This window comes from Streptomyces roseicoloratus (genome assembly GCF_004117935.1).
Classification (GTDB): Bacteria; Actinomycetota; Actinomycetes; order Streptomycetales; family Streptomycetaceae; genus Streptomyces; species Streptomyces roseicoloratus.
Genome location: NZ_SDOY01000061.1, coordinates 1 through 18,482, shown reverse-complemented (window position 1 = coordinate 18,482; position 18,482 = coordinate 1). Strand labels below are relative to the sequence as shown.

Sequence of the window (18,482 nt, the reverse complement as noted above, 5' to 3'; positions counted from 1 at the left end):
TTCGGAGGGCGGGTCGCGCGGGTCGGCGTCGCGTCAGACGCGGACGCCGAACTGGAAGGTGCCCATGTAGTCCATCGACTCGTAGCGGACCACGGCGCCCGGCTTCGGGGCGTGCAGGATGGTGTTGTTGCCCGCGTAGAGGCCCACGTGCGACAGGTTGTTGAAGAAGACCAGGTCGCCCGGCTTGAGCTGGCTGCGGCCGATCTTCACGCCGTCGTTCTGCTGGGTGTAGGTGGTGCGGCTCAGGCTGACGTTGGCCTGGCGGTAGGCCCACTGGGTCAGACCGGAGCAGTCGTACGAGTTGGGGCCCTCGGCGCCGGAGACGTAGGGCTTGCCGAGCTGGGTGGCGGCCGCGCTGAGGGCGGCGGCGCCGCGCTGCGAGGCGGGCACCTCGTTGCCGAGGTCGACGCGGTCGCCGGCGGCGCGGCTGGCGCGCTGCTCGTCCTGCTGCATCTTGGCGCGCTCGGCGGCGGTCAGGGTGTTGAGCAGCTTCTGCGCCTCGGCGAGCTTGCCCTGGTACTTCTTCTTCTTCTCGCCGAGGGTCTTGCGGACGTCCTCGAGGTCGGCGAGCTTCGTCGTCGCCTCGGCACGCTGCTGGGCGAGGGTGCGCTGCTTGGTCTGGATGGACTGCAGCACGTCGGCCTGCTTGGCGCCGAGCTGGTCGATCGCGGACGCCTTGTCGAGGTAGGTGTCCGGGTCGGAGGAGAGGAAGAGCTGCAGCGCCGGGTCGATGCCGCCGGAGCGGTACTGGGCGGTGGCGACCGAACCGATCTGGCCGCGCAGGGTGTTGAGCTCCTGCTGGCCGCGGGCCACCTTGTCCTGGAGGGCGCTGATCTCCTTCTGCAGCTTGCCGCGGCGCTCCTCGGCGAGGTTGTACTGCTCCGTGGCCTCCTCGGCCTCGTGGTGCAGCTTGTCGACCTTCGACTTGACCTCGTCGATCTTCGGCTTGGGGGCCGCCTGGGCACCGGACTGGGCGGAGAGCGCGACGGCCGCGGCGGCGGTCGCGGTGAGCACGGTCACACGGGCGCGGCTCGGCTGCTTGGGACGACGGTGGGACGCCACGAAGGCGATCTCCTTCTTCCTCCAGCCGCCAACCGGGCAGCGGCAGGCGGGACCCGCGCCGTCATCCCCGATGGATGATCAACCGCGCGCAGGTTCGAGGCCCGACCCTAGTGACCATCTTGTGATCAGTTCAAATCCCCACAGGCAAAATCTGGCCCGCTCAACACATTATTTACGCGCATCCCACAGGCAGTAGCGGTCACTTGACCCTCTGCGGATCAGAAACCGGGCATTACCCGGCAAAGCCGTCGTACATGACGAGACGTCACGAGAGGCGCGAAAGGCGCTTCAGCAACAATGCGGACGCGACCGGCCGGGCACCGGACTTGGCGACCCCGTCGGCCACCTCCCGGTCGGTGGAGACCACCACCACGGGACGGCCGGGCGGCTCCGCGCGCACCAGCTGACGGATCAACTCGTCCGCGGTGACGCCGGGCTTGGAGAACAGCACCCGCACGCCGCGCGGCGGGGCGAGCAGCACGGGGGCCGCCAGCTCGGCCCCGTCGAAGACACAGGTGACCTCCGCGCCCGAGCGGGCCGCCAGGGCGGACAGCCCGCCGAGCAGCCGCAGCCGCTGCTTCTCCAGCGGCATCGTCGGATAGCCGGTCTTCGTCACGTTGTAGCCGTCCACCACCAGGTGCGTCTGGGGCAGTTCGAGCAGCTGGTCGAGCAGTGCGGGGTCCGTCTCGGACAGGGCGCGCGCCGCGATGTCCTTCGGCGACATCCGGCCTGGCTCCACGGCGTCCACCGTGTCCGCCGGGTGCGTCGACACCGGCGGCAGGGCGAGTTCACGGCGCAGCCCCTGGGCGGCGTCGAGCACCGTGTCCAGGAGCAGGCGCAGCCGCATGTCCTCGACCGAACGGCCCTCGCGGGCGGCCCGCCGGCTGGCCTCCAGGGCCGCCTCGACCTCACCGAGCCGGGCCTTGAGGCGCCGGCTCTCGCTCTCGGCGGCGGACACCTGCGCGGCGGCCTCGGTGCGCGCCGCGTCGATCTCGGCCTGGACGCGGCGCAGCGCGGCCTCGCCGCGCTTGACGTCGCTCTGGGCGCTGCGCAGCTTGCGGTGAAGCGATTCGGCTTCCTTGCGGGCGGCCTCCAGGTCGCGTCGCAGCTGCTCGGTCTCGGCCTTGGCGCGCTCCTTCGCCGCCGCGACCTCCTCGCGCAGCCGCTCCAGTTCGCGCCGGCCGGCCTCGTCGGCGCGCTCGGCGTCGGCGCGCTCGGCCTCCTCGCCCGCCGCGGCCACGAGCTTGCCCCAGCCGGGCGGGCGCAGCACGTACGCCGCCGCGGCCACGTCGACCGGGTCGGCGGCGGCGGGCGGGGCGCCGGACTCGACGGCGCCGGCCAGCTCGGGCTGCGACTCCTTGAACCGCTCCCCGATCCGCTGCCGGAACAGCGGATCGCCCTCGAGGGCGGCGGCCATCGCGTTCCCGGCGAACTTGGCCCGGCGGGAGGCGGTGAAGCGGGCGTACTGACGCAGGGCGGCGGGCAGCTCGGTGACGGTCAGACCGCCGAAGGCGTCGGCGACGAGCGCGACGACCTTGCGGCGTACGGCCTCGGGCAGCGGTCGGTCGAGCGCCTCGGCAGCGCCGTCTGCCGAGCCTTCCGGCCCGGCACCGTGCGCGGGCTGCTCCACGATCCGTCACCCACTCCCTGTCTCGCCCTCGCCGGGCCGCTCCTCAGGAAGCGGCGCCCGGCCTGTCCACCAATTCGATCTGGTCCACCGCGTTGCACCAGCGGCAGCGGACCGACTCGATGGTCTCACTGACCACCTCGCGCTCCTCGACCTTGGGTTCCCCGGCGAGGTCCAGATGGACGTACTCGACGACCTTGGACGAGCGGGTCACGTCGAAGCGGGTCAGATTGCCGCAGAGGGTGCAGCGCCAGCGGGTTTCGGCGGTCGGCAGGGGAACCGTCGTCATCGTGCCGTCCTCTTTCCGTACGAGGATTTACGGGCCCGCGGTGCGCCGTCGAACTGCGGGAGTACTGCCTGTCACCCTACGGCCTCGCGGGTACCCCGTGTCACGGCGAGGCACTCTGTCCAGGTGGGCCCCGGTACGCCATGATCTGTCCATGATCGACTGGCGGAGCGCGGCCCTCGGCGCCTGGCGCGGCGCCCGCGGCGGGCCCACCGTGACCTACGGACTCATCGCCTGCTGCGTGCTGCTCTTCGCCGTGAGCCCGGTGTCCGGACTGCATCCCGGACACGGCACCGGCGAGGAGCTGCTGGCGGCGCAGAGCGGGTACTTCCAGCGCTGGGGCGTCATCCCCGCCGAGCTCACCCGGGGCGAGCCGCGCGCCCTGCTCACCCCGCTGACCGCGCTCTTCGTCCACGGCAGCTGGCTGCACCTGCTCGGGAACATGCTGTTCCTGTACGTCTTCGGCGCCATGGCCGAGGAGCGGATGGGCCCGGCCGGATTCGGCCTGTTCTACCTGGGCGTGGGGTATCTGGCGCTGGCCGGCTACGCGGCGGCGCACGGCGGCCAGGCGGACGGGGAGCAGACGCTGGTCGGGGCCTCGGGCGCGATCTCGGGCGTGCTCGGCGCCTTCCTCTATCTCTTCCCGCGCTCCCGGGTGACCAGCCTCTTCCCCTTCCTCTTCTTCCTGCCGCTGCGCTTCCCCGCCTGGATCGTGCTGGTCTTCTGGTTCGCGCTGCAGTGGCTGGCGGCCCGCTCCGCCGGGTCCGGGCCCGGAGTGGCCTACCTGGCGCACGTGATCGGCTTCGCGCTGGGCTTCCTCTACGCGTGGGCCCGCTACGGGCGTGGCGATAAGGTGAAGCCACCAGCCGCGGCCACCGAGGGAGAAAGCCAGCCGTGATCACCGCGATCGTGCTCATCAAGACCAGCGTGGACCGCATCCCCGAGATCGCCGAGGCGATCGCCGCGATCGACTCGGTGAGCGAGGTCTTCTCCGTCACCGGCACCTACGACCTGATCGCCATGGTCCGGGTCGGGCGCCACGACGACCTGGCCGACATCATCCCCGGCCAGATCTCCAAGATCCCCGGCGTCGAGGCCACCGACACCCACGTCGCCTTCCGCGCCTACTCGCAGCACGAACTGGACGCGGCCTTCGCCATCGGCCTGGAGTCGTAGGAGCCGTACGGCGGACCGCCCGGGACCCCGGACAGGACACGACACGACGGCGAAGCCGGCCTCTCCCCCGCGGGAGGCCGGCTTCTCGCGTATCACTCGAACGGGTGAGGGTCAGCCGCGGTCCGGGACGCAGCGGCCGTCCTCGGTGCGGTACTTCCACCGGGCGCCGTCCCGCACGAGCTCCTTCACCGCGCCGACGAAGCGCTCCACGTGCTCGTCGGGCGTGCCCGCGCCGAAGCTCACCCGGATGGCGTTGAGGACGGGGGTCCCCCCGGACGAGGTCCGGTCGAGTTCGCCGGGGGCCGCCTCGGGGGCGCCGCACTCGCCCGGGTCCTGCGGGTCGCTGCCGAGCAGGGTGCGCACCAGCGGGTGGGCGCAGAACAGGCCGTCGCGGACGCCGATGCCGTACTCGGCGGAGAGGGCGGCGGCGAAGTGCGAGCTGTTCCAGCCCTCCACGACGAAGGAGATGACGCCGACGCGGGGGGCGTCGTCGCCGAAGAGGGAGAGGACGCGGACCTCGGGCACCTCGGCCAGGCCCTCGCGGACCCTGGCGATCAGGTGCCGCTCGCGGGCGACGAGGGAGTCGAAGCCGGCCTCGGTGAGCGCCTTGCAGGCGGAGGCGATGGCGTAGACGCCGATGACGTTCGGCGAACCCGCCTCGTGCCGGGCCGCGGTGGTGTGCCACTCCACGTCCACACCACCGTCGGCCCGGCGGGCCACCGTGCGGGAGGCGCCGCCGCCCGCGAGGTAGGGCTCGGAGTCCTGGAGCCAGTCGGCGCGCCCGGCGAGCACGCCGGAGCCGAACGGGGCGTACAGCTTGTGCCCGGAGAAGGCGACCCAGTCGACGTCCAGGTCCCGTACGGAAACGGGGTGATGGGGCGCCAGCTGGGCGGCGTCCAGGACGATCCGCGCGCCGTGCGCGTGCGCGGCGGCGGCGAGTTCGCGCACCGGCCAGAGTTCGCCGGTGACGTTCGAGGCGCCGGTCACGCAGACCAGGGCGGGTCCGTAGGGGTCGCGGTCGGCGAGCGCGCGTTCCAGGGTCTCGACGGCCTGTGCCGGGGTGCGCGGCGCGTCGAGGCAGGTGACCCGGGCGTCCCTCCACGGGAGGAGCGAGGCATGGTGCTCGGTCTCGAAGACGAAGACCTGGCAGTCGGCGGGGACCGCCTGGGCGAGCAGGTTGAGGGAGTCGGTGGTGGAGCGGGTGAAGACGACCTGGTCGCCGGGGCGGCAGTCGAGGAACTCGGCGACGGCGGCGCGGCTGTTCTCGAAGAGGTCGGTGGAGAGCTGGGAGAGGTAGCCGGCGCCGCGGTGGACGCTGCCGTAGTACGGGGCGTAGGCGGCCACGTCGTCCCAGACGCGCTGGAGCGCGGGGGCGCTGGCGGCGTAGTCGAGCGCCGCGTAGGTGACCTCGCCGCCGGTGACGAGCGGGACGGTGACGTCCCGGCCGAGCACCGGCAGCGGGGCGTCGCAGCAGGGATCGGCCTCGGCCGGAGCGGCGGCGGGGACCGGGGTGGCGGCGGAGTCGACCGGGGCGGCGGACACGGCGGAGGTGACGGCGGCGAAGGTGACGGCGGAGGAGGTGACGACGGCGTTCGGGCGTGCGGACATGACGGTGTCTCCCGGCATAAAAGGGGCGCGAAAAGGCGTACGAGGGCCCGTGGACGGCAGCGAGCGGAGGGGTGCCGCGGACGGGGTGTCGAGGTGGAGAGAGGGGCCGGAGGCCCTAACGCATTCGCTTGCTCACGAGACAACGCTCCCTAGAGGACCAAGGACCCCAGGGTGTGCGCAGGGGTCCGCGCTTGCCGCAGGCTTCTGCTCGTGCGGCCTGGTCTTCACCCGGGGCACCCCGCCACGGACGGAGGGTTGCCGGACAGCCAGCCGGGGCTTTGTCGCTGTCACTCATGACCTGGTCCAGAACCTATGACAGACGGTCACGACGACGCAACCCCGTCCGGCATCCGGGACGGGGGCGCGACGTGCCGTTCACGGCCGCCATGTGCCGTTCACCCGCGGTCAGGCGTTGCTGGCCGCGATCCAGCGCTCCAGGGCGCGGCGGGCGGAGCCCGAGTCGATCGACTCGGCGGCCCGGTCCATGCCGGCCCGCAGCTGCTCCGCGAGGGTGCCCCCGCCCGGCTCCAGGGCGACCAGCGCGGCCGCCGAGTTGAGCAGCACGGCGTCCCGCACCGGGCCGGTCTCGCCGGAGAGCAGCCGGCGGGCGACGTCGGCGTTGTGGGAGGGGTCGCCGCCGCGCAGGGCGTCGAGGGTCACCGGCTCGATGCCGACGTCCCGCGGGTCGAAGCGCTCCTCGCGGACGGCGCCGTCCCGGACCACCCACACCCGGGAGGTGCCGGTGGTGGTCAGCTCGTCCAGACCGTCGTCACCGCGGAAGACGAGGGCGGAGTTCCCGCGGTCGGCGAGCACGCCGGCCACGATCGGCGCCATGCGCGCGTCGGCGACGCCGACGGCCTGGGCGCGCACCTTGGCCGGGTTGGTGAGCGGGCCGAGGACGTTGAAGGTGGTGCGGATGCCGAGCTGGCCGCGGGCGGCGGCGACGTACCGCAGCGAGGGGTGGAACTTCACGGCGAAGCAGATGGTGATGCCCGCCTCCTCGGCGACCTCGGCGACCCGCTTGGGGGTGAGGTTCAGGTTGATGCCGAGCTTCTCCAGGACGTCGGAGGAGCCGGAGGCGGAGGAGGCGGCGCGGTTGCCGTGCTTGACGACGCGGACCCCGGCGCCGGCGACCACGATCGACGACATCGTGGAGATGTTCACCGTCCTGGCCCCGTCGCCGCCGGTGCCGACGATGTCGACGGACGGGCCCGGCACCTCGATGACGTTGGCGTGCTCGTACATGGTCCGGACGAGACCGGAGATCTCCGCCACCGTCTCGCCCTTGGCCCGCAGGGCCACCATGAACCCGGCGATCTGCGCGTCGGTCGCCTCGCCGCGCATGATCAGGTCCATCGCCCAGGCGGTGTCGTCGGCGGACAGGTCACGGCCTTCGAGGAGGCCGTTCAGCAGGGCGGGCCAGGAGCGGCCCGCCGCGGTGTCGCCTCCAGCGGGGTGCACAGCGCTCATGGTCGCTCCTGTGTGTACGTACGGGACTGCGAGGTCGTCTCCCACCCTATCGATCTCCGGGGACGGCAAAGAGCCCCGTCCATCGAATGGACGGGGCTCTCGCCGTGGCGACGACCGGCTCAGGCGGTCGGGTGATCAGTGGTGGCCGTGGCCGCTCTCGATCTCCCGGAACTCCTCCGCCGTCGGCTTGGCGACCTGGTTGTCCGCGCCGTAGTAGCCCTGGTTCAGCTTGACCCGGAGCTTCTGCAGGCGGCCGATCTTGCGCTCCACGCCGTTCTCGTCGACGGCCGGCGGCAGCTCGGCCGGCTCGTACTGCTCGTGGGCGGTGAGCTTGTAGCGCTCGCCCTGGCTGAGCGGCTGGTGGACCTCGACGAACTCACCGTGCGGCAGGCGCTTGATGATGCCGGACTCGCGACCGTGCAGCACCTTGTCCTTGTCCCGGCGCTGGAGGCCGAGGCAGATCCGCTTGGTGATGATGAACGCGATGACCGGTCCGGCGAAGAAGAAGATCCGGACGAACCAGGTGATCGCGTTGATCGACAGGTGGAAGTGCGTGGCCCAGAGGTCGTTGCCACCACCGACGAGCATGATCATGTACGCCGTGATCCAGGCGACGCCGAAGGCGGTGCGCGTCGGGGCGTTGCGCGGGCGCTGCGCGATGTGGTGCTCGCGCTTGTCGCCGGTGATCCAGGACTCGATGAACGGGTAGACCGCGATCGCGCCGAGCACCAGCGGGAAGATCACCAGCGGGATGAAGACGCCCAGGACCAGCGTGTGGCCCCAGAGGTTGATCTCCCAGCCCGGCATGACACGGATCAGACCCTCGGCGAAGCCCATGTACCAGTCGGGCTGGGCGCCGGTGGACACCTGGTCCGGGCGGTACGGGCCGAGGGCCCAGATCGGGTTGATCGAGGCGACCGCCGCGATGACCGCGATGACACCGAAGACCAGGAAGAAGAAGCCTCCGGCCTTGGCCATGTACACGGGCAGCAGCGGCATGCCGACGACGTTCTTGTTCGTGCGGCCGGGGCCCTCGAAGTGCGTGTGCTTGTGGACGAACACCAGGATGAGGTGCGCGACCACCAGGCCGAGCATGATGCCCGGGAGCAGCAGCACGTGCGCCGAGTAGAACCGGGCGACGAAGTCGCCGCCGGGGAACTCGCCGCCGAACAGGAACATCGACAGGTACGTGCCGACGATCGGCACGGACAGGATCGCGCCCTGCATGAAGCGGACACCGGTGCCGGAGAGCAGGTCGTCCGGGAGCGAGTAGCCGGTGAAACCGGTGAACATGCCCAGGAAGAACAGCAGGAAGCCGAACAGCCAGTTGATCTCGCGCGGCTTGCGGAACGCGCCGGTGAAGAACACGCGCATCATGTGCACGAACATGCCGGCGAGGAAGATCAGCGCCGCCCAGTGGTGGATCTGCCGGATGAGCAGACCACCGCGCACCTCGAACGAGATGTGCATGGTCGAGTTGAACGCCTCGGACATCAGCTGTCCCTGGAGCGGGACGTACGGTCCGACGTACTCCACCTCGTTCATCGACGGGTGGAAGAACAACGTCAGGTAGACGCCCGTCAGGATGATGATGAGGAAGCTGTAGAGGCAGACCTCGCCCAGCATGAAGGACCAGTGGTCCGGGAAGATCTTCCGCATGTTGGCCTTGGCCAGCGTGTAGATCCCCAGGCGGCCGTCGGCCCAGTCGGCGATCCGCTCTCCGGCGGGCGCCTTCTTGGTGTTGGTCACAGTGCTCATCCGCGCTCCCAGAAGGCAGGGCCGACGGGCTCTTCGAAGTCGCCGTGCGCTTCGAGGAAGCCCTTGTCGTTCACGCCGATCCGCAGCTGCGGGAGGGCGTGGCCGGCCGGGCCGAAGATGACGCGGGCGCCGTCGGACAGGTCGAAGGTGGACTGGTGGCACGGGCAGAGCACGTGGTGCGTCTGCTGCTCGTACAGGGAGATCGGGCAGCCGACGTGGGTGCAGATCTTCGAGAAGGCCACGATGCCCTCGTGCGACCACTCGAGCTCGCGCTTGTCCTTGATGTCCTCCGGCTGGATCCGGACGATCATCAGGGCGGCCTTGGCGATCTCGGTCTGGAAGTGGTGGTCGTGCTCCTCCAGGCCCTCGGGCTTGGCGAACGTCAGCGAACCGACGGCGACGTCCTCGGGACGCAGCGGCTCGTTGGTGTTCATGTTGATGAGGAGCTTGCCCTTCGCCCACATGGTGGAGCGGAGCTTCTTCTCGGGCAGCGGACCCATGTCACGCAGCAGCACGACGCCGGAGAGCGGCACCAGGGCCAGCGCGCCGAACAGCGTGTTGCGGACCAGCTTGCGGCGGCCGAAGCCGGACTCGGCGGCACCGGCCGCGAAGTCCGCCATGACCTTGGCCTTGACCTCGGGCGACGCCTCCATCGGGTGACGCTCGTCGGCCACCTCGACGTCGGACATCAGGGTGCGGGCCCAGTGGACCGCGCCCGCGCCGATGAAGAACAGGGCCAGGCCCAGCGTCCAGCCCAGGGCGAAGTTGAGCGCGGACACCCGGCCGAACGGCCAGATGTACACGATCTCGTCGACCGGGAAGATCACGTACGAGGCGATGAAGCCGATCGTGGCCAGCATCGACAGCGTGAACATGAAGGCGATCGCGCGCTCGGACCGCTTGGCGGCCCGCTCGTCGATGTCCTGGATGCGCGGCTTGTGGGGCGGGAGGCCCGGGTCGGCGAACGGGTCGTCGGCGACCTTCACCGCGCCGTGCGCGGTGGCCTGCTCGGTCGGCAGGTTCTCTTCTGGAATCTCTTGGGTACTCATGACTTCTTGGCCTTAGCGGTGTGGGCCGCGACCCAGACGGCAACTGCGATCAGCGCGCCCAGACCGAAGATCCACGCGAACAGACCCTCGCTGACGGGGCCGAGGCCACCCAGCTTGAGACCACCCGGGTTGTCGGCCTTGTCGCTGTTCACAGCCTGGACGTAGGCGATGATGTCCTTCTTCTGCTTCTCCGGCATCGTGGTGTCGGGGAAGGAGGGCATGTTCTGCGGGCCGGTCTGCATGGCCTCGTAGAGGTGCTTCGGGCTGACGCCCTCGAGGCTCGGCGCGTACTTGCCGTAGGTCAGGGCACCGCCCTCACCGGTGAAGTTGTGGCACTGGGCGCAGTTGGAGCGGAACAGCTCGCCGCCCTTGGCGATGTCGGCGCCCTCAGGGTTGTACTGGCCGGGCTTCGGGATGGCCGGGCCGGCACCGAGAGAGGCGACGTACGCCGCGAGCTGATCGATCTCAGCCTGCGTGTAGATGACCTTCTTCCTCGGGACCTGCGCGCCCGGCTGCTGCGCGGGCATGCGGCCGGTGCCGACCTGGAAGTCCACGGCCGCCGAGCCCACGCCGACCAGGGACGGGCCGTCAGAGGTGCCCTGACCGCCGGTTCCGTGGCAACTGGCACAGCCGACGGAGTAGAGCTTCTTGCCCTCCTCGATGGCCAGGGACTGGGCGGTTTCGTCGGCCTTCGCCGTGCCCGCGGGCGCGAACGCGGCGTAGAGCCCCCCGGTTGCCGCCAGCGCGAGGAGTAGGACGACGACCGCCGCCAGCGGATGGCGTCGTCGTGCGGAGAGCTTTTTCACGGATTACCCCGGTGTCAGGATCTTCTGCGTCGATGCTTGCTGGATGTGTCGGTCCGCCGGGAGGCGGAGCCCGATTACTTGATCAAGTAGATCGTGGCGAAGAGGCCGATCCAGACGACATCGACGAAGTGCCAGTAGTAGGACACGACGATGGCGGCGGTTGCCTGCTCGTGAGTGAACCTCTTGGCGGCGTACGTCCGGCCGAGGACCAGCAGGAAGGCGATGAGACCGCCCGTCACGTGCAGGCCGTGGAAGCCGGTGGTCAGGTAGAACACCGTGCCGTACGGGTCGGACGAGAGCGAAAGGCCCTCGTGCTTGACCAGCTCGGTGTACTCGAAGACCTGGCCGCCGATGAAGACCGCGCCCATCACGAACGTGATGATGAACCACGTCCGGAGCTTCTTCACGTCACCGCGCTCGGCGGCGAAGACGCCGAGCTGGCAGGTGAGGGAGGAGAGCACCAGGATCGTGGTGTTCGTCGCGGAGAACGGAAGGTTCAAGGCGTCGGCCTTTTCCGTCCAGAACTCCGCGCCCATCACGGATCGCAGGGTGAAGTACATCGCGAAGAGGGCCGCGAAGAACATCAGCTCGGAGCTCAGCCAGATGATGGTTCCGACGCTGGTGAGGTTCGGTCGATTGACCGACGGGTGCGCGTGCCCGGTATCTACTGTCGTTACTGTCGCCACGACCGACATTATGTCGGTCGCTTATCCCGCCCTCACTCCGGGGGGTGCCGTTCGGAGTGTCCGGGGCGCGTGTCCTGCCCGAACGGCCCATCCGGAGGGGCTTCCGGCACCCTTCGAACAGGTGTTGAACGGGTGTTGACGGGGTGTGGAGCGGAGTAGCATCCGCGCAACGGCCGACCACCTTCACGGAGGAACGATGCAGTCGAGCGCCACGGTCCTGGTCTACAGCGACGACGCGAACACCCGCGCGCAGGTCCGCCTCGCGGCCGGACGCCGGCCCGCCGCCGATGTTCCCCCGGTCGAGTTCGTGGAGTGCGCGACGTTGCCGGCGGTGCTCACGGCCCTGGACGAGGGCGGCATCGACGTCTGCGTGCTCGACGGCGAGGCGGTGCCGGCGGGCGGCATGGGCGTGTGCCGTCAGATCAAGGACGAGATCTTCCGCTGCCCGCCGGTGCTGCTGCTCATCGGCCGCCCCCAGGACGCCTGGCTGGCCACGTGGAGCCGCGCGGACGCCGCGGTCACCCTTCCGGTGGAACCGGTCGAGTTCGCGGCGTCCCTGGCGTCCCTGCTGCGCTCGCGCCTGAGCATCGGCGCGTAGGGCGTGTGCCGAGGGTCCCGCCTGCCCTTCGGGCAGACGACGCCGCTTTCGGCACACGCCCCGTAGGGGCACCCATACGGGTTACGGGCCCGGACTGAGCCGGGTCACAGACTCGGCCTGAGCCGGGCCTTCGCGTCCTCGGTGGCCGTGGGGTCGCCCTTCTCGGCCACCAGGGCGCTGCCGCGGCGCCACTTGTCCCAGGACAGGTTCCAGTCGCCGAAGCCGTTGCCGAAGGCGTCCATCATCTCTCCGGCGCTGTTGACGACCTTGACGATGTCGCCGCGGCGGACGTTCTCGTAGAACCAGGCGGCGTTCCCGGTCGACATGCCGGTGCAGCCGTGGCTGACGTTCGCGACGCCCTGGGAGCCGACGGACCAGGGCGCGGCGTGGACGTACTCGCCGCTCCAGGTGACCCGGGTGGCGTAGTAGACCGGCAGGTCGTACGACTCCGAGCTGCCCTCGGCGATGCCGATGCTGGTGCCGCGCATCCGGACGTAGTACTCCTTGCCGAGCACCACTTTGATCCCGTTCCGGGTGGAGAAGCCCGGTTTTCCGGTGGTCACCGGAATGGTGTTGATCACTTCTCCGTTCCTGCGCACCGTCATGGAGTGCGAGCCGGCGTCCGTGATGGCCTCGACGCGGTCGCCGATGGTCAGCGTGAGCGGCTTGGACTCGCCGCCGTAGACCTTGTCGTCGACCTTGACGCCCCCGAGGTTTCCGGTGACGGTGACGGTCGCGCCGGTGGGCCAGTACTCCTTCGGGCGGTAGTGCAGCTTCTTGTCGTCGACCCAGTACCAGGAGCCCTCGACGGCCGGTACGGAGCGGACCTTGAGGGCCCGTTCGACGACGGCGCGGGCCTTGCGGTCCTTCACCGGGAGGCTCAGCTCCGCGGTGACGGGCTGGCCGACGCCGTACTTGCCCGCCTCCGGGCCGAACGTGACGGTCAGCGCCCTTTTGGCCGGGGCGGTCTCGAACGTGAACGTACGGGCCCCTGGGGCGCCGTCCTCGTCCTCGGTGGCCACCCGGACGGTGTAGCGGGCGCCGGCCGCCAGCGCGGCCGTGGAGCGCCACTTCTGCCCGTCCGCGGTGAGTTCGCCCGCCAGGTGGTGCCCGGCCTCGTCGGTCGCGGTGACGTCGGTGATCCGCCCGTCCTCGCCCTTGGCGGTGATCTCCAGGGGCTTCTCGGGGTCGGCCTTCCCGCCGCCCTCGGGCGCGTTGAAGGCGATCCGGTCCGCCGCGTCGAAGGGCCTCGCCGACAGCGGATGGCCGTCGCCGCCCGCGCACGCCGTGACGCCCGCCGTGACGGTGACGGCCAGAAGAGTGCAGCTCAGAACAGTCCGAATGCGCGGCGTGTCGTTCATGACTTCACGCTAAGAACAATCCCCGCGCCCGGCGCGCCGAGCGCGGCAAAAGAGGGGCCCGGCCGCTTCGTCGGAACGAAGTGGCCGGGCCCCTCCCGGGTGTTGCGGGGTGCTGCTACTGGTTCTGGTTCTCACCGCGGTAGAACTCGAACACCCAGCCGAAGATGCCGACCAGAATGAACGGAGCGGAGAAGTAGAGCAGCCACCAGCCGATGGCGATGGCCGCGAAGGCCAGCGCACCACCGAGGGCCAGCGAGAGCGGCTGCCAGCTGTGGGGGGCGAAGAAGCCCACCTCGCCGGCCTCGTCCGCGACGTCGGCCTCCTTGTCGTCCTGCGCCATGGCGTCGACACGCTTGGCCGTGAAGGCCAGGTAGTAGCCGATCATGATGCAGAGACCGAACGCCAGGAACAGCGCCGTCGTACCGACCGGCTCCTTCGACCACACGCCATAGACGATCGCCATGGCGAGGACGAAGACGCTCAGCCAGATGAACATCTTGCCCTGGATCTTCACTTGCCGGCCTCCTTGCCGCCGCTGAGGGCCGCCACCTCGTGAGGCTTGTTCTCGAGCTGGTCGAGAGCCGCGATCTCAGGGTGGTGCAGGTCGAACGCCGGGGATTCGGAACGGATCCGCGGCAGGGTGAGGAAGTTGTGCCGCGGCGGCGGGCAGGACGTCGCCCACTCGAGCGAACGGCCGTAGCCCCACGGGTCGTCGACCTCGATCTTCTTGCCGTACTTGGCCGTCTTCCAGATGTTGTAGAAGAACGGCAGGATCGACAGGCCGAGGAGGAACGAGGAGATCGTCGAGACGGTGTTCAGCGCGGTGAAGCCGTCGGCGTCCAGGTAGTCCGCGTAACGACGCGGCATGCCCTCGGCACCCAGCCAGTGCTGCACCAGGAAGGTGCCGTGGAAGCCGATGAACAGCGTCCAGAAGGTGATCTTGCCGAGGCGCTCGTCCAGCATCTTGCCCGTGAACTTCGGCCACCAGAAGTGGAAGCCGGAGAACATCGCGAACACCACGGTGCCGAAGACGACGTAGTGGAAGTGCGCGACCACGAAGTACGAGTCGGAGATGTGGAAGTCCATCGGCGGCGAGGCCAGGATGACGCCGGTCAGACCACCGAAGGTGAAGGTGATCAGGAAGCCGGTCGCCCAGAGCATCGGCGTCTCGAAGGACAGCGAGCCCTTCCACATCGTGCCGATCCAGTTGAAGAACTTCACGCCGGTCGGTACGGCGATGAGGAACGTCATGAAGGAGAAGAACGGCAGGAGCACACCGCCGGTGACGTACATGTGGTGGGCCCACACGGTCACGGACAGACCGGCGATCGCGATGGTCGCGGCCACCAGACCGATGTAGCCGAACATCGGCTTGCGGCTGAAGACCGGGATGACCTCGGAGATGATGCCGAAGAACGGCAGCGCGATGATGTACACCTCAGGGTGCCCGAAGAACCAGAAGAGGTGCTGCCAGAGCAGGGCACCGCCGTTGGCCGCGTCGAAGACGTGGGCACCGAACTTGCGGTCCGCCTCGAGGGCGAACAGCGCGGCCGCCAGGACCGGGAAGGCCAGCAGGACCAGGACACCGGTCAGCAGGACGTTCCAGGTGAAGATCGGCATGCGGAACATCGTCATGCCCGGAGCGCGCATGCAGATGATCGTGGTGATGAAGTTGACCGAGCCGAGGATCGTGCCGAAGCCGGAGAAGGCCAGACCCATGATCCACAGGTCGGCGCCGACGCCCGGCGAGCGGACCGCGTCCGACAGCGGGGAGTAGGCGAACCAGCCGAAGTCGGCGGCACCCTGCGGGGTGAGGAAGCCGGCGACGGCGATGATCGAGCCGAAGAGGTAGAGCCAGTAGGCGAACATGTTCAGCCGCGGGAACGCCACGTCGGGCGCGCCGATCTGCAGCGGCATGATCCAGTTCGCGAATCCGGCGAACAGCGGCGTCGCGAACATCAGCAGCATGATCGTGCCGTGCATCGTGAACGCCTGGTTGAACTGCTCGTTCGACATGATCTGCGTACCCGGACGGGCCAGCTCGGCGCGCATGAAGAGCGCCATCAGGCCGCCGATGCAGAAGAAGGCGAACGACGTGACCAGGTACATCGTGCCGATGGTCTTGTGGTCGGTGGTCGTCAGCCACTTCACCACGACGTTGCCGGGCTGCTTGCGGCGTACCGGGAGCTCGTTCTCGTACGAGTCCTCAGCCGCGGCCGCACCCTGGGGTTCGTTGAGGATGCTCACAGTTGGTTCTTCTCCGCATTCCGGGCGGGGTCAGTCTGCTCGATGCCCGCGGGGATGTAACCGGTCTGACCCTTCTCCGCCAGCTCCTTCAGGTGCTGCTGGTAGCGCTCCGGGGAGACCACCTTGACGTTGAAGAGCATCCGGGAGTGGTCGACGCCGCACAGCTCGGCGCACTTGCCGAGGAACGTGCCCTCCTGGGTCGGGGTGACCTCGAAGGAGTTGGTGTGACCCGGAATGACGTCCTGCTTCATCAGGAAGGGAACCACCCAGAAGGAGTGGATGACGTCACGCGAGGTCAGGACGAAGCGGACCTTCTCGCCCTTGGGCAGCCACAGGGTCGGGCCCGGGTTGCCGGTCTGCGGGTTCCGGGTGCCCGGGATGCCCGCGTCGTAGACGCCGCCGGCGTTCGCCGGGAACGCGTCCTTGAACTTGTCCGGAATCGCCGCGAGGTTCTTGTCCGTCTTGGCGTCGCCCGTCACGCCGGGGACGTTCTCGACGTAGTTGAAGCCCCAGCTCCACTGGTAGCCGACCACGTTGACCGTGTGGGCGGGCTTGGGGGTGAGCTCGAGGAGCTTCGACTCGTCGCGCGCGGTGAAGTAGAACAGCACCGAGACGATGATGAGCGGAGTGACCGTGTACAGCGCCTCGATCGGCATGTTGTAACGGGTCTGCGGAGGTACCTCGACCTTGGTGCGGCTGCGCCGGTGGAAGATGGTGGCCCACAGGATGAGGCCCCACACCAGCACGCCGGTGGCGAGCGCGGCGGCCCACGAGCCCTGCCACAGGGAGAGGATCCGCGGAGCCTCTTCCGTCACGGGGGTGGGCATGCCAAGGCGAGGGAAGTCTTCCCAGTTGTACGAGCAGCCGGTGGCTGTCGCCAGGATCAGGCCCGCAGTCAGCACCTGCGGCAGCTTCCGCCGCATCGGGCGCCGCGACGAGCGGTCGGAGCCGTTGGGACTCACGTAGCGCCTTCCCGAGAGTCTCGGCCCGCATAGGTCGGCTGCCACGGCCGTCCGTCTCGCTGGTCGGTCGCCGCCCCGGCCGCGGGCAGGGGTTTGGATGTTTATGCGGACCAAACCCTACTGGACGCTATTTGGGGTCGCGCGGGGAGGGTGCCCAACGCGCCGTCCGAGTCCCCGAAGGGGTGGACTCCGGAGTTCCGGGGAGGGATTCCGGGGGGCCGTACGGCGGTCGAACGGCGGCCCGAACGGTACTTCTGACGGGGGATCACGCGACAGGGCCTACCGTGGGCGGATGCCGTACTTCGACGCCGCGTCCACCGCTCCGCTGCACCCCGTCGCCCGCCAGGCGCTCCTGGCCGCCCTGGACGAGGGCTGGGCCGACCCGGCCCGGCTGTACCGGGAGGGGCGGCGGGCCCGGCTGCTGCTCGACGCCGCGCGGGAGGCGGCGGCGGAGGCGGTGGGCTGCCGCCCGGACGAACTGGTCTTCACTCCTTCGGGGACGCGCGCGGTTCACGCGGGGGTCTCCGGAGCACTCGCCGGGCGCCGGCGGGTCGGCGACCGGCTCGTGGTGTCGGCCGTGGAGCACTCCTCCGTCCTGCACGCCGGCGAGGCGCACACGGCGGCCGGCGGGACGGTGGCCGAGGTGCCGGTGGACCGGTCGGGCGCGGTGGATCCGGAGCGCTTCGCGGCGGCGCTGGACGCCCGTACGGCGCTGGCCTGCCTGCAGTCGGCCAACCACGAGGTGGGCACCGAGCAGCCGGTGGCCGAGGTGGCGGACGCCTGCCGGGCGGCCGGGGTGCCGCTGCTGGTCGACGCGGCGCAGTCGCTGGGCTGGGGGCCGGTGCCGGAGGGCTGGTCGCTGCTGGCGGCGAGCGCGCACAAGTGGGGCGGGCCGTCGGGCGTGGGGCTGCTCGCGGTGCGCAAGGGTGTCCGGTTCGCCCCCCAAGGCCCGGGTGACGAGCGGGAGTCGGGGCGGGCGCCGGGCTTCGAGAACCTGCCGGCGATCGTGGCGGCGGCGGCCTCGCTGCGGGCGGTACGGGCGGAGGCGGCGGAGGAGGCGGCGCGGCTGCGGGCCCTGGTGGACCGGATCCGGGCACGGGTGCCGGAGCTGGTGCCGGACGTGGAGGTGGTCGGCGATCCGGTGCGGCGGCTGCCGCATCTGGTCACCTTCTCCTGTCTCTATGTCGACGGGGAGACGCTGCTGCACGAGCTGGACCGGGAGGGTTTCTCCGTTTCGTCCGGTTCGTCGTGCACGAGTTCCACGCTGACGCCCAGCCATGTGCTGCGCGCGATGGGCGTCCTGAGTGAGGGAAACGTCCGGGTCTCGCTGCCGGCGGGCACCGCCGAGGAGGACGTGGACCGCTTCCTCGGCGTGCTGCCGGGCGTGGTCGCCGCCGTGCGCGAGCGGCTCGGCGCCCCGCGGCCGTCGGCCGTGGCCGGTGCGGCGCCGGACACGCTGCTGGTCGACGCCCTCGGCAAGCGCTGCCCGATCCCGGTGATCGAGCTGGCCAGGGTGATCGGCGACGTACCCGTGGGCGGCACGGTCACCGTGCTCTCCGACGACGAGGCCGCCCGTCTGGACATCCCGGCCTGGTGCGAGATGCGCGGCCAGGAGTACGTGGGCGGGGAGCCGTCCCCGAAGGGCGGCACCGCGTACGTGGTGCGCCGGGTGGCGTAGCCCTTCGCCCCGCGGCGCTGCACGCCGCCCCGCGCCGGGGCGGCGTGCCGCGAGGGTGCGGCGCCCGTTCGCGCGGGCAGGCGCAGGGGGCGGACGCGCCGCCGGAGG

General features: G+C 70.2%; 17 protein-coding genes and 1 riboswitch. Of the genes, 4 read left to right on the top strand and 13 right to left on the bottom strand.

Annotated elements, in window-relative coordinates:
* Positions 1-33: 33 nt before the first annotated feature.
* The 3 genes from ESG85_RS04935 to ESG85_RS04925 all read right to left on the bottom strand — a co-directional run bounded on the left by ESG85_RS04935 (position 34) and on the right by ESG85_RS04925 (position 2,978).
* The gene (locus tag ESG85_RS04935) at positions 34-1,062 is read right to left on the bottom strand and encodes a C40 family peptidase (protein WP_128976781.1); all 1,029 of its coding nucleotides are present in this window, start codon (positions 1,060-1,062) and stop codon (positions 34-36) included.
* Positions 1,063-1,327: 265 nt separating this feature from the next.
* Complete coding sequence (locus tag ESG85_RS04930; protein ID WP_128976780.1) at positions 1,328-2,692, bottom strand: NYN domain-containing protein; 1,365 nt, start codon at positions 2,690-2,692, stop codon at positions 1,328-1,330.
* Positions 2,693-2,735: 43 nt separating this feature from the next.
* The gene (locus tag ESG85_RS04925; protein WP_128976779.1) at positions 2,736-2,978 is read right to left on the bottom strand and encodes a hypothetical protein; all 243 of its coding nucleotides are present in this window, start codon (positions 2,976-2,978) and stop codon (positions 2,736-2,738) included.
* 151 nt (positions 2,979-3,129) lie between these two features.
* Here ESG85_RS04925 and ESG85_RS04920 point away from each other — a divergent pair, with 151 nt between their 5' ends.
* Positions 3,130-3,873, top strand: coding sequence for a rhomboid family intramembrane serine protease (locus ESG85_RS04920; protein WP_128976778.1), 744 nt, complete (start codon positions 3,130-3,132; stop codon positions 3,871-3,873).
* Positions 3,870-4,151 (top strand): Lrp/AsnC family transcriptional regulator, encoded by a 282-nt coding sequence (locus ESG85_RS04915; protein ID WP_128976777.1) that lies wholly within the window; start codon positions 3,870-3,872, stop codon positions 4,149-4,151. The genes ESG85_RS04920 and ESG85_RS04915 overlap by 4 nt, the downstream gene beginning before the upstream one ends.
* Positions 4,152-4,262: 111 nt before the next feature.
* Here ESG85_RS04915 and ESG85_RS04910 read toward each other — a convergent pair whose 3' ends face one another.
* From ESG85_RS04910 to ctaE, 6 genes are all read right to left on the bottom strand, one after another.
* Positions 4,263-5,759: an aminotransferase class V-fold PLP-dependent enzyme gene (locus ESG85_RS04910; protein ID WP_425471156.1), complete on the bottom strand. Its 1,497-nt coding sequence runs from the start codon at positions 5,757-5,759 to the stop codon at positions 4,263-4,265.
* A gap of 182 nt (positions 5,760-5,941) precedes the next feature.
* Positions 5,942-6,058: riboswitch (SAM riboswitch) on the bottom strand.
* A 106-nt stretch (positions 6,059-6,164) separates the two neighbouring features.
* The gene (gene trpD, locus ESG85_RS04905) at positions 6,165-7,229 is read right to left on the bottom strand and encodes an anthranilate phosphoribosyltransferase (protein WP_128976776.1); all 1,065 of its coding nucleotides are present in this window, start codon (positions 7,227-7,229) and stop codon (positions 6,165-6,167) included.
* Positions 7,230-7,364: 135 nt separating this feature from the next.
* Positions 7,365-8,987: a cytochrome bc1 complex cytochrome b subunit gene (gene qcrB, locus ESG85_RS04900; RefSeq protein WP_128976775.1), complete on the bottom strand. Its 1,623-nt coding sequence runs from the start codon at positions 8,985-8,987 to the stop codon at positions 7,365-7,367.
* Positions 8,984-10,036, bottom strand: a complete 1,053-nt coding sequence (qcrA, locus tag ESG85_RS04895; protein WP_128976774.1) for a cytochrome bc1 complex Rieske iron-sulfur subunit — start codon at positions 10,034-10,036, stop codon at positions 8,984-8,986. The genes qcrB and qcrA overlap by 4 nt, the downstream gene beginning before the upstream one ends.
* The gene (gene qcrC, locus ESG85_RS04890; RefSeq protein ID WP_128976773.1) at positions 10,033-10,842 is read right to left on the bottom strand and encodes a cytochrome bc1 complex diheme cytochrome c subunit; all 810 of its coding nucleotides are present in this window, start codon (positions 10,840-10,842) and stop codon (positions 10,033-10,035) included. Before qcrC ends, qcrA begins: the two co-directional genes overlap by 4 nt.
* 74 nt (positions 10,843-10,916) lie before the next feature.
* On the bottom strand, positions 10,917-11,537 hold the full coding sequence (gene ctaE / locus ESG85_RS04885; RefSeq protein WP_128976772.1) for an aa3-type cytochrome oxidase subunit III: 621 nt from the start codon (positions 11,535-11,537) through the stop codon (positions 10,917-10,919).
* Between the two features lie 187 nt (positions 11,538-11,724).
* Between ctaE and ESG85_RS04880 the strand changes: the two genes are divergently transcribed.
* Positions 11,725-12,126: a DNA-binding transcriptional response regulator gene (locus ESG85_RS04880; RefSeq protein ID WP_128976771.1), complete on the top strand. Its 402-nt coding sequence runs from the start codon at positions 11,725-11,727 to the stop codon at positions 12,124-12,126.
* Between the two features lie 104 nt (positions 12,127-12,230).
* On the opposite strand, the gene ESG85_RS04875 is transcribed toward ESG85_RS04880, so the two are convergent.
* The 4 genes from ESG85_RS04875 to ctaC all read right to left on the bottom strand — a co-directional run bounded on the left by ESG85_RS04875 (position 12,231) and on the right by ctaC (position 16,696).
* Positions 12,231-13,487 (bottom strand): L,D-transpeptidase, encoded by a 1,257-nt coding sequence (locus ESG85_RS04875; protein ID WP_128976770.1) that lies wholly within the window; start codon positions 13,485-13,487, stop codon positions 12,231-12,233.
* A gap of 115 nt (positions 13,488-13,602) precedes the next feature.
* Positions 13,603-14,001 carry a cytochrome c oxidase subunit 4 gene (locus tag ESG85_RS04870; RefSeq protein WP_128976769.1) on the bottom strand — a complete coding sequence of 133 codons (399 nt, stop codon included), beginning with the start codon at positions 13,999-14,001 and terminating at the stop codon, positions 13,603-13,605.
* Positions 13,998-15,734, bottom strand: a complete 1,737-nt coding sequence (gene ctaD, locus ESG85_RS04865) for an aa3-type cytochrome oxidase subunit I (RefSeq protein ID WP_128976768.1) — start codon at positions 15,732-15,734, stop codon at positions 13,998-14,000. Before ctaD ends, ESG85_RS04870 begins: the two co-directional genes overlap by 4 nt.
* Complete coding sequence (gene ctaC, locus ESG85_RS04860; RefSeq protein ID WP_128976767.1) at positions 15,731-16,696, bottom strand: aa3-type cytochrome oxidase subunit II; 966 nt, start codon at positions 16,694-16,696, stop codon at positions 15,731-15,733. The genes ctaD and ctaC overlap by 4 nt, the downstream gene beginning before the upstream one ends.
* Positions 16,697-16,988: 292 nt before the next feature.
* Here ctaC and ESG85_RS04855 point away from each other — a divergent pair, with 292 nt between their 5' ends.
* Positions 16,989-18,374, top strand: a complete 1,386-nt coding sequence (locus ESG85_RS04855; protein WP_128976766.1) for a cysteine desulfurase/sulfurtransferase TusA family protein — start codon at positions 16,989-16,991, stop codon at positions 18,372-18,374.
* Positions 18,375-18,482: the final 108 nt, after the last annotated feature.